This is a genomic window from Pseudoxanthomonas broegbernensis, assembly GCF_014202435.1.
Taxonomy (GTDB): domain Bacteria; phylum Pseudomonadota; class Gammaproteobacteria; order Xanthomonadales; family Xanthomonadaceae; genus Pseudoxanthomonas; species Pseudoxanthomonas broegbernensis.
Genome location: NZ_JACHGU010000001.1, coordinates 546,235 through 559,354, shown reverse-complemented (window position 1 = coordinate 559,354; position 13,120 = coordinate 546,235). Strand labels below are relative to the sequence as shown.

14 protein-coding genes and 1 riboswitch are annotated in these 13,120 nt (G+C 71.3%); of the genes, 7 read left to right on the top strand and 7 right to left on the bottom strand.

Features of this window, described 5'->3' with window-relative positions:
* Window positions 1–3: 3 nt before the first annotated feature.
* Window positions 4–825, top strand: coding sequence for a M15 family metallopeptidase (locus HNR76_RS02410; RefSeq protein WP_162311072.1), 822 nt, complete (start codon window positions 4–6; stop codon window positions 823–825).
* Between the two features lie 159 nt (window positions 826–984).
* Here the strand turns inward: HNR76_RS02410 and HNR76_RS02405 are convergent, their stop codons facing one another.
* The 5 genes from HNR76_RS02405 to HNR76_RS02385 all read right to left on the bottom strand — a co-directional run bounded on the left by HNR76_RS02405 (window position 985) and on the right by HNR76_RS02385 (window position 5,424).
* Entirely contained in the window at window positions 985–1,659 is a 675-nt protein-coding gene (locus HNR76_RS02405; RefSeq protein ID WP_162311071.1) for a DNA-3-methyladenine glycosylase family protein, read from the bottom strand.
* 2 nt (window positions 1,660–1,661) lie between these two features.
* Entirely contained in the window at window positions 1,662–2,030 is a 369-nt protein-coding gene (locus HNR76_RS02400; RefSeq protein WP_162311070.1) for a DUF423 domain-containing protein, read from the bottom strand.
* 133 nt (window positions 2,031–2,163) lie between these two features.
* Window positions 2,164–3,339 (bottom strand): polyketide cyclase, encoded by a 1,176-nt coding sequence (locus HNR76_RS02395; RefSeq protein WP_162311069.1) that lies wholly within the window; start codon window positions 3,337–3,339, stop codon window positions 2,164–2,166.
* A gap of 244 nt (window positions 3,340–3,583) precedes the next feature.
* Window positions 3,584–4,225 (bottom strand): response regulator, encoded by a 642-nt coding sequence (locus HNR76_RS02390; RefSeq protein ID WP_162311068.1) that lies wholly within the window; start codon window positions 4,223–4,225, stop codon window positions 3,584–3,586.
* On the bottom strand, window positions 4,222–5,424 hold the full coding sequence (locus tag HNR76_RS02385) for a sensor histidine kinase (RefSeq protein ID WP_183982070.1): 1,203 nt from the start codon (window positions 5,422–5,424) through the stop codon (window positions 4,222–4,224). Before HNR76_RS02385 ends, HNR76_RS02390 begins: the two co-directional genes overlap by 4 nt.
* A 132-nt stretch (window positions 5,425–5,556) precedes the next feature.
* On the opposite strand from HNR76_RS02385, the gene HNR76_RS02380 reads away from it, so the two are divergent.
* From HNR76_RS02380 to HNR76_RS02355, 6 genes are all read left to right on the top strand, one after another.
* Window positions 5,557–6,153: a GNAT family N-acetyltransferase gene (locus HNR76_RS02380; protein WP_162311066.1), complete on the top strand. Its 597-nt coding sequence runs from the start codon at window positions 5,557–5,559 to the stop codon at window positions 6,151–6,153.
* 7 nt (window positions 6,154–6,160) lie between these two features.
* Window positions 6,161–6,928 (top strand): septum site-determining protein MinC, encoded by a 768-nt coding sequence (gene minC, locus HNR76_RS02375; protein ID WP_162311168.1) that lies wholly within the window; start codon window positions 6,161–6,163, stop codon window positions 6,926–6,928.
* A gap of 84 nt (window positions 6,929–7,012) precedes the next feature.
* Window positions 7,013–7,822: a septum site-determining protein MinD gene (gene minD, locus HNR76_RS02370; RefSeq protein ID WP_162311065.1), complete on the top strand. Its 810-nt coding sequence runs from the start codon at window positions 7,013–7,015 to the stop codon at window positions 7,820–7,822.
* 2 nt (window positions 7,823–7,824) lie between these two features.
* Entirely contained in the window at window positions 7,825–8,079 is a 255-nt protein-coding gene (gene minE / locus HNR76_RS02365; protein WP_162311064.1) for a cell division topological specificity factor MinE, read from the top strand.
* Between the two features lie 164 nt (window positions 8,080–8,243).
* Entirely contained in the window at window positions 8,244–8,720 is a 477-nt protein-coding gene (locus HNR76_RS02360) for a hypothetical protein (RefSeq protein WP_162311063.1), read from the top strand.
* A 112-nt stretch (window positions 8,721–8,832) separates the two neighbouring features.
* Window positions 8,833–10,833: a M2 family metallopeptidase gene (locus tag HNR76_RS02355; protein ID WP_162311062.1), complete on the top strand. Its 2,001-nt coding sequence runs from the start codon at window positions 8,833–8,835 to the stop codon at window positions 10,831–10,833.
* Between the two features lie 152 nt (window positions 10,834–10,985).
* On the opposite strand, the gene HNR76_RS02350 is transcribed toward HNR76_RS02355, so the two are convergent.
* Together HNR76_RS02350 and HNR76_RS02345 are read right to left on the bottom strand one after the other, a co-directional pair.
* Window positions 10,986–11,405 carry a hypothetical protein gene (locus tag HNR76_RS02350; RefSeq protein ID WP_162311061.1) on the bottom strand — a complete coding sequence of 140 codons (420 nt, stop codon included), beginning with the start codon at window positions 11,403–11,405 and terminating at the stop codon, window positions 10,986–10,988.
* Window positions 11,406–11,441: 36 nt separating this feature from the next.
* Complete coding sequence (locus tag HNR76_RS02345; protein WP_162311060.1) at window positions 11,442–12,701, bottom strand: multidrug effflux MFS transporter; 1,260 nt, start codon at window positions 12,699–12,701, stop codon at window positions 11,442–11,444.
* A 241-nt stretch (window positions 12,702–12,942) separates the two neighbouring features.
* Window positions 12,943–13,060: riboswitch (glycine riboswitch) on the top strand.
* The last annotated feature ends 60 nt before the right edge of the window (window positions 13,061–13,120 follow it).

The following is a 13,120-nucleotide window of genomic DNA, read 5'->3' as shown; positions in this document are numbered from 1 at the left end:
CGCATGCACCTGCCTCCGGTCCGGCTGCGCACGCGGCTGCTCAACACGCCCGAGATCGAACTGTGGCCCTGCGCGCTGCTGCGCGCGCGCGGCAACGCCGATGCGCGGGCGCTGGCACGCGCCCGCCTGGTGCTGCGGCGCAAGCGCGACGGCCGCTATCTGGCTGCCGCGCGGGACGACGGCCTGCTCGCACTGGTGCCACGGCTCGCACGCGAACCGGGCATCGACGCCGCGCTGGATGCGCTGGACGCGCACCAGGCGCCCTCCGTCCGCCGCGGCCCGCCCCCGCCGCCGGCCGAGCTTCCCGTGCTGCGCCTGCACGAACGCCTGCAGGCGCTGGGCATCGACGCCCAAACGTATGCCGCGCGCACCGCCCTGCCGCGGGTCGCCGAGCCGGACTGGCTGGCCTTCGCCGGCTTCGACCGCTGGCGGCGCCCGCTATGGCTGACCCTGGGCGCGTCACGGGCATGGGAGGCGATGCGGCGCGCGGCCGGCGGCGAGGGCGTGGCGCTGGACGCGATCTCCGGCTACCGCAGCCACGACTACCAGTTGGGCATCTTCGAGCGGAAGATCGCGCGCGGCCAGTGCGTGCCGGACATCCTCCAGGTCAATGCGGCGCCGGGCTACAGCGAGCACCACGGCGGCGACGCGCTGGACATCGGCACGCCCGGCGAACCGCCGGCGGAGGAATCGTTCGAGCGCACCGCCGCGTTCGCCTGGCTGCAGGCGCATGCCGGCGGCCATGGCTTCGCCCTCAGCTATCCCCGCGACAACGCCCATGGCATCGTCTACGAACCCTGGCACTGGCGCTACCGCGGTGGCTGACCCGGGCGGCATGGCCGACGCCGGCATCGAAGCGCTGTGTCGGCCTGGCGGACGCTGGAGGCGGCGCAGCATCGGCCGCACCGCCTCGTGGGCCGAAGACGGGCTGTATACCCAGGCGGCGCCGCAAGACCGGCTCCTACACTCCTACGAGAAGAGAGGTCATTCCTGCGAGCGCGGGGTGGCCGCCTTCGCCGCGCCGGCCAAGTCGGCGATCTTCCACAGGTACAGGCTGGCGTAGGTGCGGTACGGCCCCCACTTCTCGCCACGCGCGGCCAGTTCCCTCGGCATGGGCATGGCCTCCAGCCGGTCCACCTTCTGCGCGCCCTTGCGGATGCCCAGGTCGTCCACCGGCAGCACATCCGGGCGGCCGAGGCGGAACATGAGCATCATCTCCACCGTCCAGCGGCCGATGCCGCGCACCGGCACCAACGCGGCGACGATCTCGTCCTGGTGCATGAGCGACATCCGCCGCAGGTCCGGGATCTCGCCGCGCGCCTCGCGCGCGGCCAGGTCGCGCAGAGCCAGGGTCTTGTTGCCGGATACGCCGCAGGCGCGCAGCGCCGCGTCGTCGATGCGGCCCAGGGTGTCGTGGTGCAGGCGGTCGCTGGCGATCGCCGCCTCCACCCGCCGGACAATGGTGGAAGCGGCCTTGCCGGACAATTGCTGGAACAGGATCGCCCGGGCCAGCGCATCGACCGGATCGAAGGACTTGCGCCAGCGCGGCTCGGCCGGCAGCGGGCCCAGGCGCTTCATCCAGGCCGCGAGCCTGCGGTCGCGGCGCGCCAGGTGCGCGTAGGCGGCCTGCACGTCGAAGCCGCGGGCGTGGCGCGCCATGGTCAGCGCCTGACCGCGTCGGCCGCCCACAGCAGCCAGCCGAGCATCATCAGGCTGCCGCCCACCGGCGCCAGCCGCGTCGGCCAGCCCAGCAGCGCGCCGCCGGCCACGCTGCCGCAGAACAGCACCGTGCCCAGCAGCAGCACCGCCAGCGCCGCCGCGCCCAGGCGCCGCACCGCGGCACGCGCCAGCGCCGCCAGTGCGACCCCGTGCCCGAACGCGTAGAGGCTGGCGGTCTGGACGCCGGCGCGCGCGTGCGCATCGTCGATGCCGTGCGCGGCATAGGCCGACAGGCCGATCGCCAGCGCCGCCAGCACGCCGCCGGCCGCCCCGGCCCAGCCTTGCCCCGTCCCGCCCGCGTTCACGTCCATCGCTCCTCCAGGCCCGCACGGCCCCGGCGCCGGCCCCTTTCTCGATCCTGCCCGGCCCTCGAACGGAAAAGCGCCGCTTGCGCGGCGCTTTTCACGAGGCGGCCATGCCCGGCCATCGACAGCGCCGGTCGCGTTACTTGATCGCCCAGTAGACGTCGTACTCGCCCTCGGCGGTGAATGCCTTGTCCACGCCGCCTTCCCACACCTCGTACGGACGGTCGGTGACTTCGTAGCCGTTGGTCAGCGACCAGGCACGGATCGAGTTGCGCACGGCGTCCAGCTCGGCCATGTAGCCGGAGTAGGAACCGAAGGCGGCACGATGCGCGGCGGTGCGCAGGTACTCCACCGGCGCGCCGGCGGGAATGGCGACCTTCAGCGGCTCGCCCTGCGCGGGCGCCGGCGCGGCGAACGCGGCCGCCTGCTCGGCCTTGGCCTTGGCGGCGGCCTCGTCGGCGGCCTCGCCCTCGCCCGCGGCCGGCGCGGCGGCGCTGCCCGAGCCCTTGCGGCGCACCGGCACGGCCACGTCGAAGGCGTACTTCTCGGCGCCGAAATCGGTGGTGATGATGCGCACCGGGCCGGCCGGCTCCAGGTTGTTGGCCTCGAGCGTGCGCTTGATCCACTCCTGATTGTTCTTGATCGACTGCTTGATCGCATCGTTGCTGCGGTCGATGTTGCCGGCGTTGACCACCAGCAGGTCCTCGGCCGGGACGTCGACCAGCTTCAGGTCGCGCAGGGTCACGCCTTCGCCGCGGTAGTCGAAGTTCGGCACGGTGGCCAGCATGTTGCTCATGCGGCTCAGGCCCAGCTTGATGTCGTCGCCGACGTGGCGGCTCACGTACAGGCCGGCGTAGCGGCCCAGCAGGTTCCAGCCGTACTCGACGTCGTAGGTCTGGGTGATCTTGACGTTGCGGTTGTTCTTGCCGGTCGGCTCCAGCAGGAACTGGGTGGTCTTGTCGTGGCCGCGGCGCTCGTCCTCGATCTTGATCACCACCTTCTGGTTGGGGACGCTTTCCACGATCTCCCAGTTGCCCTTGCCGATGTAGCCTTCGTTGGAGACGTACTCCAGGCGCGCCCCGACGCCGGCCTCGGGGCCGGTGACGTTGAGCTGTGCCTTCGGATCGCGCAGCACCAGCGGGTTCCAGTCCTTGAAGCGGCGCAGGTTGTTCACCGTGTCGTACACGATGGTCATCTTGCGGTTGGTCTCCACGCTCTCGGAGATGTGTTGGTGCGACGGCAGGACCACGCCGACCACCAGGAACAGGACAGCCACGATCCCCAAGGCGATCAGGAACTCGATAATGCGGGTCATTCGGGAGTCTCCGGGGCCGATTCCACGGCAAGTTGTCGATGCGAAACGCGAATCCTAACAGGCTTCGCCGCCCACGCGCAGCCAGGAAGTGCCGTGGCGGGCGATAGAACGGAATTCTTACATTCCCGGCGGGCACGCTGTCCAGCGGACAGCCGGGCCGGCGCAGCGGACCGGTGCCCGGCGCGGAGCCGTGCGCGGGCCGGAGGGCCCCGCAGCGCAAGGCATGCGCGGGAACCGGCCGGCCTCAGACCAGTTGCAGCTCGAACGCCTTGAGCACCGCCCGGGTGCGGTCGCGCACGCCGAGCTTGCTCAATATGTTGGAGACGTGGTTCTTGATCGTGCCCTCGGCCACGCCCAGCGAGTTGGCGATCTCCTTGTTGGAGAAGCCCGAGGCCATCAGCCGCAGGATCTCGGTCTCGCGGTCGGTCAGCGGGTCCGGCCGGTCCAGGCTGACGAAGTCGTTGCGCATGTGCTCCAGGCCCGAGAGCAGGCGCTGGGTCACCGCCGGCTGCACCAGCGAGCCGCCCCCGGCCACGGTGCGGATGGCGCCGACCAGTTGCTCCAGCGACACGTCCTTGAGCAGGTAGCCCTTGGCCCCGGCCTTCAGGCCCGCCAGCACCAGTTGGTCGTCGTCGAAGGTGGTGAGGATGATGGTCGGAGGCAGCAGGCCGTCGCGCGAGAGCACCTGCAGCGCCTCCAGGCCGGACATCGCCGGCATGCGCATGTCCATCAGGACCACGTCCGGCTTCGCCTGCGGGATCAGCTCCACCGCCTGGCGGCCGTCGCCGGCCTCGGCGACCACCTCGATGCCGCCGTCCAGCGCCAGCAGGGAACGGATGCCCTGGCGCACCAGGGTCTGGTCGTCGACCAGGCAGACTCGGATCATGGCAGCGTTCCTTCGATGGCGGGCCGGGCCGGGACGGAGAGGGGAACGGAAAGGTTCAGGCCGAACCCGGCGCCGCGCCGGGTCTGGATGTCGAGCGTACCGCCACAGTGCTGCAGGCGCTCGCGCATGCCGCGCAGGCCGTTGCCGGGCACCGGGCCGTCGGCGCCCTGGCCGTCGTCGCGCGCCTCCAGGCGGATCGCGCCGTCCTGGCGCCAGACCCGGATCCGCAGCCGCTGCGCGCCGGCGTGGCGCACCGCGTTGGTGATGATCTCCTGGGTACAGCGCAGTACCACGTGGGCGCGCTCGGGGTCGTCCACGGCCAGCGGCGACTCGATCTGCAGGTCGATGTGCAGCGCCGGGACGTGGTCGGCCAGCGGGCGCAGGGCCGCGGCCAGGTCGATGCCGCCGCTGGCGTCGCGCAACTGGCTCACCGCCTCGCGCACGTCGGTCAGCAGCAGCTTGGCCAGGGCATGGGCCTGGCGCACGTGCTCCTGCGGCCGGCCCTCGGTCATGTGCCCGGCCACTTCCAGGTTCAGGCTCAGCGCGGTCAGGTGGTGGCCCAGCAGGTCGTGCAGCTCGCGCGAGATGCGGGTGCGCTCGTTGACCCGCGCGCTGTCGGCCAGCAGGGCGCGGGTGGCGCGCAATTCGGCATTGAGCCGGCGCTGCTCGTCGCGGGCCTGGGCCTGCTGCCGCGCCACCAGGCTGGTCACGTAGATGAACATGGAGAAGCCGCCGTACAGCAGCGACTGCATGAGCGCCTCGAACAGCGGCATCAGGAACACGCTGTAGTAGATCGGCAGCACCGCCAGTTGGCTGACCAGCAGCAGCAGCACGCCCGAGCCGGCCGGCAGCAGCCAGGGGATCGCGCCGGCGGCCACCATCAGCAGGATGCTGCCCAGGCCCGAGCCGTTGAAATAGCTCACCGCCAGGGCCAGCACGGTCAGCACCACCAGCAGCAGGCGGTCGTGCCAGCGCTGCCGCGCGTAGCCCGGGCCGCGGGTCAGCCACCAGTAGCAGGCGCCGAAGCCCAGGTAGCAGGCGAACAGCCACACCGCGCGCGCGCCCTCGGCGGCGCTCTCCGATTCCTCGCTGCCGTAGGCCGGCACGTACTGCGAGTAGACCAGCGGCACGCCCACCATGGCCCAGGTGAACAGGCCGGCATAGCGCAGCAGGCGGGTATGGCTGATGGATCCGAGCATGCCCGCATCTTACGGCCGCCGGCACGGCGCCGCGCTGCGCCGGAAGTCATGCCCGCCGCCCCGCGACCCATGCGATAATCCCGCGGTCGCGACAGCGGCCATCCGCCCTCCTGGAACCGGTTTTTCCACCCAATGTCCTTCGTCATCCGCGACGTGCGCGAACACGAGCTGGACTCGGTCCTGGCGCTCAACAACAACGCCGGCTCGGCGATCCTGCCGCTGGACCCGGCCAAGCTGCACGATTTCTACGACAACGCCGAATACTTCCGCGTGGCCGAGCGCGACGGCAACCTGGCCGGCTTCCTGGTGGGCTTCGGCAGCGCCAGCGGCCACGACAGTTGCAACTTCGCCTGGTTCAAGCAGCGCTACCCGCACTTCTTCTACATCGACCGCATCGTGGTGGCCAGCCGCCGCCGCGGCGGCGGCGTGGGCCGGGCCTTCTACGCCGACGTGCAGAGCTATGCCGAGCTGCGCTACCCGCTGCTGTGCAGCGAGGTGTTCCTCGACCACGGCGCCGACTCGGCGCTGCTGTTCCACGGCAGCTTCGGCTTCCACGAGGCGGGCCAGAACGTGATGCCTGAGGTCGACGTGCGCGCCAGCATGATGATGAAGGAACTGTGCAGCTACCCGTGGATCCGCCAGACCTACGGCGACGCCCTGCCCGACCTGCCCTGGGTCGGCCGCCCGCGCCGGCCACAGCCGCGCGACAGCCGCGCCACGGGGACCTGACGTGGCGCTGGCGGCGAACGACTACGAGCAGGCGGGCGAACTGAAGATCGGCCAGGTCGGCATCGCCAACCTGCGCGTGCGCACCCTGGACGTGGCGCAGTTGGTGCGCGAGATGCGCGAGCGGGTGCAGCGCGCGCCCAAGCTGTTCGGCCGCGCGGCGGTCATCGTCGACTTCGGCGGCCTGGCGCAGACCCCGGACGAGGCCAGCGCCCGTGCGCTGATCGACGGCCTGCGCGACGCCGGCGTGCTGCCGGTGGCGCTGGCCTACGGCACCCGCGACAACGACGCCCTGGCCGAACGCCTGGGCCTGCCGGTGCTGGCCAAGTTCCGCGCCCAATACGAACAGGCCGGGCGCGCCGAGCCGGCCCCGGCCCCGCCGCCGGCTCGCGAACCCGCGCCGGCGGCGCGCAAGCCCGCGCCCGCAAAGGCCGTCGAAGCGCCGCGGCCGCCGGGCCGGATGCAGAAGACCGCCGTGCGCTCCGGCCAGCAACTGTATGCCGAAGGCTGCGACCTGACCGTGCTGTCCACGGTGGGCGCCGGTGCCGAGGTGATCGCCGACGGCTCCATCCACGTCTACGGCACCCTGCGTGGGCGCGCCCTGGCCGGCGCCCGCGGCAACGCCGAGGCCCGCATCTTCTGCCACCAGTTCCACGCCGAACTGGTGGCCATTGCCGGCCACTACAAGGTACTGGACGATATCCCCGACCAGTTGCGCGGCAAGGCCGTGCAGGTCTGGCTGGAAAACGACCAGCTCCGGCTGGCCGCCCTCGAATGACCCGGCGCGCGCCGGCATCCCCCGGACGCCAGGCGCGCGTTCCCACCCGACACGACCCCGCACACGGCGTCAAGGAGACATCCATTGGCTGAAATCATCGTAGTCACATCCGGCAAGGGCGGCGTGGGCAAGACCACCTCCAGCGCCAGCATCGCCATCGGCCTGGCCCGGCGCGGGCACCGGACCGCGGTGATCGACTTCGACGTCGGCCTGCGCAACCTGGACCTCATCATGGGCTGCGAGCGCCGCGTGGTGTACGACTTCGTCAACGTCGTCCAGGGCGAGGCCACGCTCAAGCAGGCGCTGATCAAGGACAAGCGCTTCGACAACCTGTTCGTGCTGGCCGCCTCGCAGACCCGCGACAAGGACGCGCTGACCAAGGAAGGCGTGGAGAAGGTGCTCAAGGACCTGGCCGCCGACGGGTTCGAATACATCGTCTGCGACTCGCCGGCGGGCATCGAGAAGGGCGCGTTCCTGGCCATGTACTTCGCCGACAAGGCGGTGGTGGTGGTCAACCCGGAAGTGTCCTCGGTGCGCGACTCGGACCGCATCATCGGCCTGCTCGACTCCAAGACCCGCCGCGCCGAGGGCGGCGAGCCGCTGCCGGCGCACCTGCTGCTGACCCGCTACAGCCCCGGGCGGGTGGACACCGGCGAGATGCTCAGCATCACCGACGTGGAGGAGGTGCTGGGGCTCAAGGCCCTGGGCGTGGTCCCCGAATCGACCGACGTGCTCAATGCCTCCAACAAGGGCGAGCCGGTGATCCTGGAGGCCGAATCCGAGGCCGGCCAGGCCTACGAAGACGCGGTGGCACGCCTGCTGGGCGAGGAACGGCCGATGCGCTTCACCACCCTGGAGAAGAAGGGCTTCTTCAGCAAGCTGTTTGGAGGGTGAGCATGGGCCTGTTCGACTTCCTCAAGACCAAGAAGAACACCGCGGAGACGGCAAAGAACCGCCTGCAGATCATCATCGCCCAGGAGCGCAGCAGCCGCGGCGCGCCGGACTACCTGCCGCTGCTGCGGCGGGAGCTGTTGGAAGTGATCAAGAAGTACGTCAACGTCGATGCCGACGCGGTCAAGGTCGACCTGATCAAGGACGGCGAGCACGACGTGCTGGACATCTCGGTGGCGCTGCCGGAAGGACCGGCCTGAGGCCATCCCGCGGGCCGGCTGTCCCGGCGAGCCGCGGCGGACGATGCCGCCGGCCGGTCCGGGCGCTTCCCTGGCCTGGCCGCCGGCCCTTTGTAGGGCCGGTCCTGCCGGCTCCTACAGGGACGCGACAGCGCCGCCGCGGTTCCCGCACCACGTACATGCCGATGCAATCCGTCCCCGCCCCCGACGTCCTGTGCCTGCGCGACATCGCCTTCGCCGATGCCGCCGCCCTGCTCGCCGGCCACGGCCTGCGGCTGGAAACGGTGGCCGACGGCGCGCCGATCCCCGGCAGCTACTGGGGCGAGCCGGAGGCCGGCATCATCGGCGGCACCGTCCACGTGCGCGGCGACACCCCCGTGCACTCGATGCTGCACGAAGCCTGCCACCTGATCGTGCTGCCGCCCGAGCGCCGCGCCGCGGTCCACACCGATGCCACCGACTCGGTCGCCGAGGAGGACGCCGCCTGCTACCTGCAGATCGTGCTCGCCGATGCCTTGCCCGGCGTCGGCAGAGCACGGCTGATGGCCGACATGGACGCCTGGGGCTACACCTACCGGCTGGGATCGACACGGGCGTGGTTCGAGCAGGATGCCAGCGATACGCGCGCCTGGCTGCTTGAGCGCGGCCTGCTGCCGGCCTGACGCCGGCCCCTGTCCCTCCTCACCGGCGGGCACGGCATCGGCGAACGTCCACTTGCCCGGCGCACGCGGCCCCACTAGCCTGCCGGCAACCGCATCCCACCGGGGAATCCACGTGAACCACCGCCACCTGCTGCCCTCGCTCGCCCTCGTCGCGGGCCTGCTGTCGCTGTCCGCCTGCAACACGCCGGCGCCGCCGGACCCGGCCGCGACCGCCTCCCCCGGCACCGCGCAGGACGGCGAGGACGCCGACGCCTTCGTCGCCCGGGTCAATGCCGAGTACAAGGCCATGTACCCGGAGCTGTCCTCCGCGCAGTGGCTTTCCTCCACCTACATCAACGACGACAGCGAGCGCCTGGCGGCCAAGGCGCAGGAGCGCTGGCTGGGCACGCTCAACGGGTGGATCGAGGAGGCCGGGCGGTTCGAAGGGCGGCCGATGAGCCCGGACAGCGCCCGCGCGCTGGCGCAACTGAAGCTGATGACCGCGATGCCGGCGCCCAAGGACCCGGCCAAGCTGTCCGAGCTGACCCGGATCGCCGCGCGCATGGAGGGCACCTACGGCAAGGGCGCCTACTGCACCGGCGAGGGCCCGGCCCGGCAGTGCCGCCAGCTCGGCCAACTGGAGGACGTGCTGCGCGCCAGCCGCGACTACGACGCGCAACTGGATGCCTGGCAGGGCTGGCATTCCATCGCCCAGCCGATGCGCCCGGACTACGCGCGCTTCGTCGAACTGGTCAACGAGGGCGCGCGGGAGATGGGCTATGCCGACGCCGGCACGATGTGGCGCAGCGGCTACGACATGCCGGCCGACGCCTTCGCCGCCGAGACCGACCGGCTTTGGGAGCAGGTGCGGCCGCTGTACGAGCAGTTGCACTGCTATGCCCGCGAACGGCTGCAGCAGACCTACGGCGTGGAACGCGGCCGGGTCGGCGAGGGCCTGCTGCCGGCGCACCTGATGGGCAACATGTGGCAGCAGGACTGGGGCAACCTGTGGGACATGCTGGAGCCGTACAAGGGCGCCGGCAACCTGGACATCACCGGCGCGCTGGAGCGCCAGTACCAGCGCGACCTGGGCGCCGCGCTGTACCGGCGCGGCCCCGGCGCCGACGCCAAGGCCCGCTTCGAGGCCGAGCGCGAGGCGCAGGCGCAGGTGGCCCGGCAGATGACCGAGCGCGCCCAGGACTTCTACGTCTCCCTGGGCATGCCCAGGCTGCCCGAGAGCTATTGGCAGAAGACCCAGTTCATCAAGCCGCTGGACCGCGACGTGGTCTGCCACGCCAGCGCCTGGGACATGGACATGGAGGGCGACGTGCGCACCAAGATGTGCATCAAGCCCAACGAAGAGGACTTCACCACCATCTATCACGAGCTGGGCCACGTCTATTACTACCTGGCCTACAACGGGCAGCCGCCGCTGTTCCAGAACGGCGCCAACGACGGCTTCCACGAGGCCATCGGCGACACCATCGTGCTGGCGATGACCCCCAGTTACCTGGAGTCGATCGGCCTGGTCCAGAGCCAGGGCCAGAGCCGGCAGGCGCTGATCAACGCGCAGATGCGCATGGCCCTGGCCAAGGTGGCGTTCCTGCCGTTCGGGCTGATGATCGACCGCTGGCGCTGGGGCGTGTTCGACGGCTCCATCGCCCCGGACCACTACAACCAGGCCTGGTGGGAGCTGAAGGCCCGGTACCAGGGCGTGGCGCCGGCCACCCCGCGCGGCGAGGAGTTCTTCGACCCGGGCGCCAAGTACCACGTGCCCGGCAACACGCCGTACACGCGCTACTTCCTCTCGCACGTGCTGCAGTTCCAGTTCTACAAGTCGCTGTGCGAGGCCGCCGGCCATACCGGCCCGCTGTACGAATGCACCTTCTACGACAACGCCGAGGCCGGCCGGAAGTTCCAGACGATGCTGGCCAAGGGCGCCGGCCAGCCGTGGCAGGCCACGCTGAAGGAGCTGACCGGCAGCGAGCAGATCGACGGCGGCGCGGTGCTGGAATACTTCGCGCCGCTGCAGGAATGGCTGCAGCAGCAGAACGAAGGCAGGTCCTGCGGCTGGCAGACCGGCGGCACCACGGCCACCGCGCCCCCGCCGGCGGCACCGCAACCGCAGACCTGAGGCGGCCTCCCGGGCCACCACGACACGGAACGGGCGCCTTCGGGCGCCCGTTATCTTTTTGGTTCTTCTCCCGGCCGCGACGGCAACGACAATGCAACGAGGACTGCCGTCGATGCCACCGCATTGCCGAAGAAAATCCCCCTCTCCGTGGCTCAATGTGTGGTGTCGCTCCCGTCCTGCCCGGCCGGCCGGGCCGCGGCCATCTCCTCCTCCAGCCGCTTTTCGTGATCGGCCAGCGACAGCCCCTGCGCAGCCGCCTCCAGCTCGGCCTCGTCGCGCAGCGCGTCCGAGTACACCAGCTTCACCGGCACGCCCTGCGCGTCGTGCAGCCGCTGGGCGCGGCGGATCAGCATCAACACCTGGGCCGCGCTGTCGGTGCTGCCGGCGATGCGCCCGTCCATGCCCAGTACCCAGACCCCGGACTGGCGGACGATGCCGGCCAGCAGGTTGCCCTCCCGGTCGCGCAGCTCGGCGTGCGGCTCGATCCGTGGAGCGTCGGCTCGGGCCTGGTTGCGCTCGCGCACGGCCTTGCGCTTGCGCGCATCGCGGCGGGCCTTGGATTGGACAGACATGGGGGCTTCCTGTCTTGGCGCGGCAGGCCGCGGGGGTCAGAGTTGTTCGCCGGGCTCGATCATCGGCGAGGACGCCGGCGGCGGGAAACGCCGCGCCATCCTCGCCTCCCAGCGCCAGAACAGCCAGCCGGCGGCCACGAACCCGGCCATGCCCAGCGCCAGATGCAGCCCGCGGTGGCTGAGCAGTGGCGACAGCAACCCGGCCACGGCCGAGTTGAGCAGCAACTGGAAGAAGGCCTGCAGCGAGGAGGCCGAGCCGCGCTGGCGCGGGTACATGTCCAGGATCGCCAGGGTGAGCACCGGGAACACCAGGGCCACGCCGAACGCGGCCAGGGTCATCGGCAGCACCGCCCAGGGAATCGCGATGGAGGGCGCCAGGGCGTTGTAGGCCACGTTGGCCAGCGCGGCCAGGCCGGAACAGACGAAGCCGGCCTCCACCTGCCGCATCGGCGGCCAGCGCCCGGCCAGGCGTCCCGAGAGGAACGCGCCCACGGTCATGCCGCCGATGGTGGGGATGAACAGCCAGGCGAAATCGCGCTCGCCCAGCTTCAGCAGGTCCATCACGAAGGCCGGCGCCGAGGCGATGTACAGGAACAGCCCGGCGAAGTTCAGCGCACCGGCCGCGGCCAGGCGCTGGAAGCGCGGGTTGGCGCCGATGGCCAGGTAATCGCGCAGCAGCCCGCGCGGCCGCAGCGGCAGGCGCAGCTCGGCCGGGTGCGTCTCCGGCAGCCAGCGGCCGACGCTGCCCAGCAGCAGCACGCCGAACGCGACCAGGAACCAGAAGATCAGCGGCCACCGCCCCGCGCCCAGCATCCAGCCGCCGATGATCGGCGCGATCGCCGGGGCGATGCCGAAGATCATCGACACCTGGCTCATCAGCCGCTGCGCGTCGTCGCCGTGCAGCACGTCGCGGATGACCGCGCGGCCCACGATCAGGCCCACGCCCGCCGACAATCCCTGCAGCGCGCGGAACGCCAGCAGCGTGCCCAGGTCGCGCGACAGCGCGCAGCCGGCCGAGGCCAGGGTGAACACCGCCAGCCCGCCCAGGATCACCCGGCGCCGGCCGATGGCGTCCGACAGCGGCCCGTGGACCACGCTCATCAGCGCATAGGCGATCAGGTAGACGCTGATGGTCTGCTGCATCGCCACCTTGTCCGCGCCCAGTTGCGCGCCCATCTGCAGGAAGGCGGGGAAGATGGTGTCGATGGAGAACGGGCCGAACATCGCCAGCCCGGCCAGCAGCAGGGCCAGGCGTCGCGTGCTGATCCCGGTTCTCGGAGCGGGGGTTGGGCTCATTGCGGCGGGCGATCGTGGCGGCGGGGGCGCCCGCCCGCGGCGGTGCCGGCGGGCGGTGGGGGGAAGGTACCGGGCGGCACGGACGGCCGCGCCGCCGACATGTTAAGCCATGCGGCGCACCGCCCCGCGCCCCGCCGGCGCTCGGCTATAATCGCCACGCTGCACAGGTGGGAGAAGCCGGCCCCGGCCGGCTGCCGAAGGCGCAACGCCCGTAATCGCTCAGGCCCGATACCACCGCCGTTCCAAACACTCTGGAGAGATCGGCCGCCCGCCAGGGCCGCGCCGGCGCCGAAGGGGCACGAAGCCGCGTCCTCGTCCGCAGCTTCCAAACTCTCAGGCAAAAGGACAGAGGGGCACAGGCCGAGACCGGCTTTCGTGCGTCGTTCCCGCGCAGGCGGGGCCCAGTGGCTTGCGCTTCC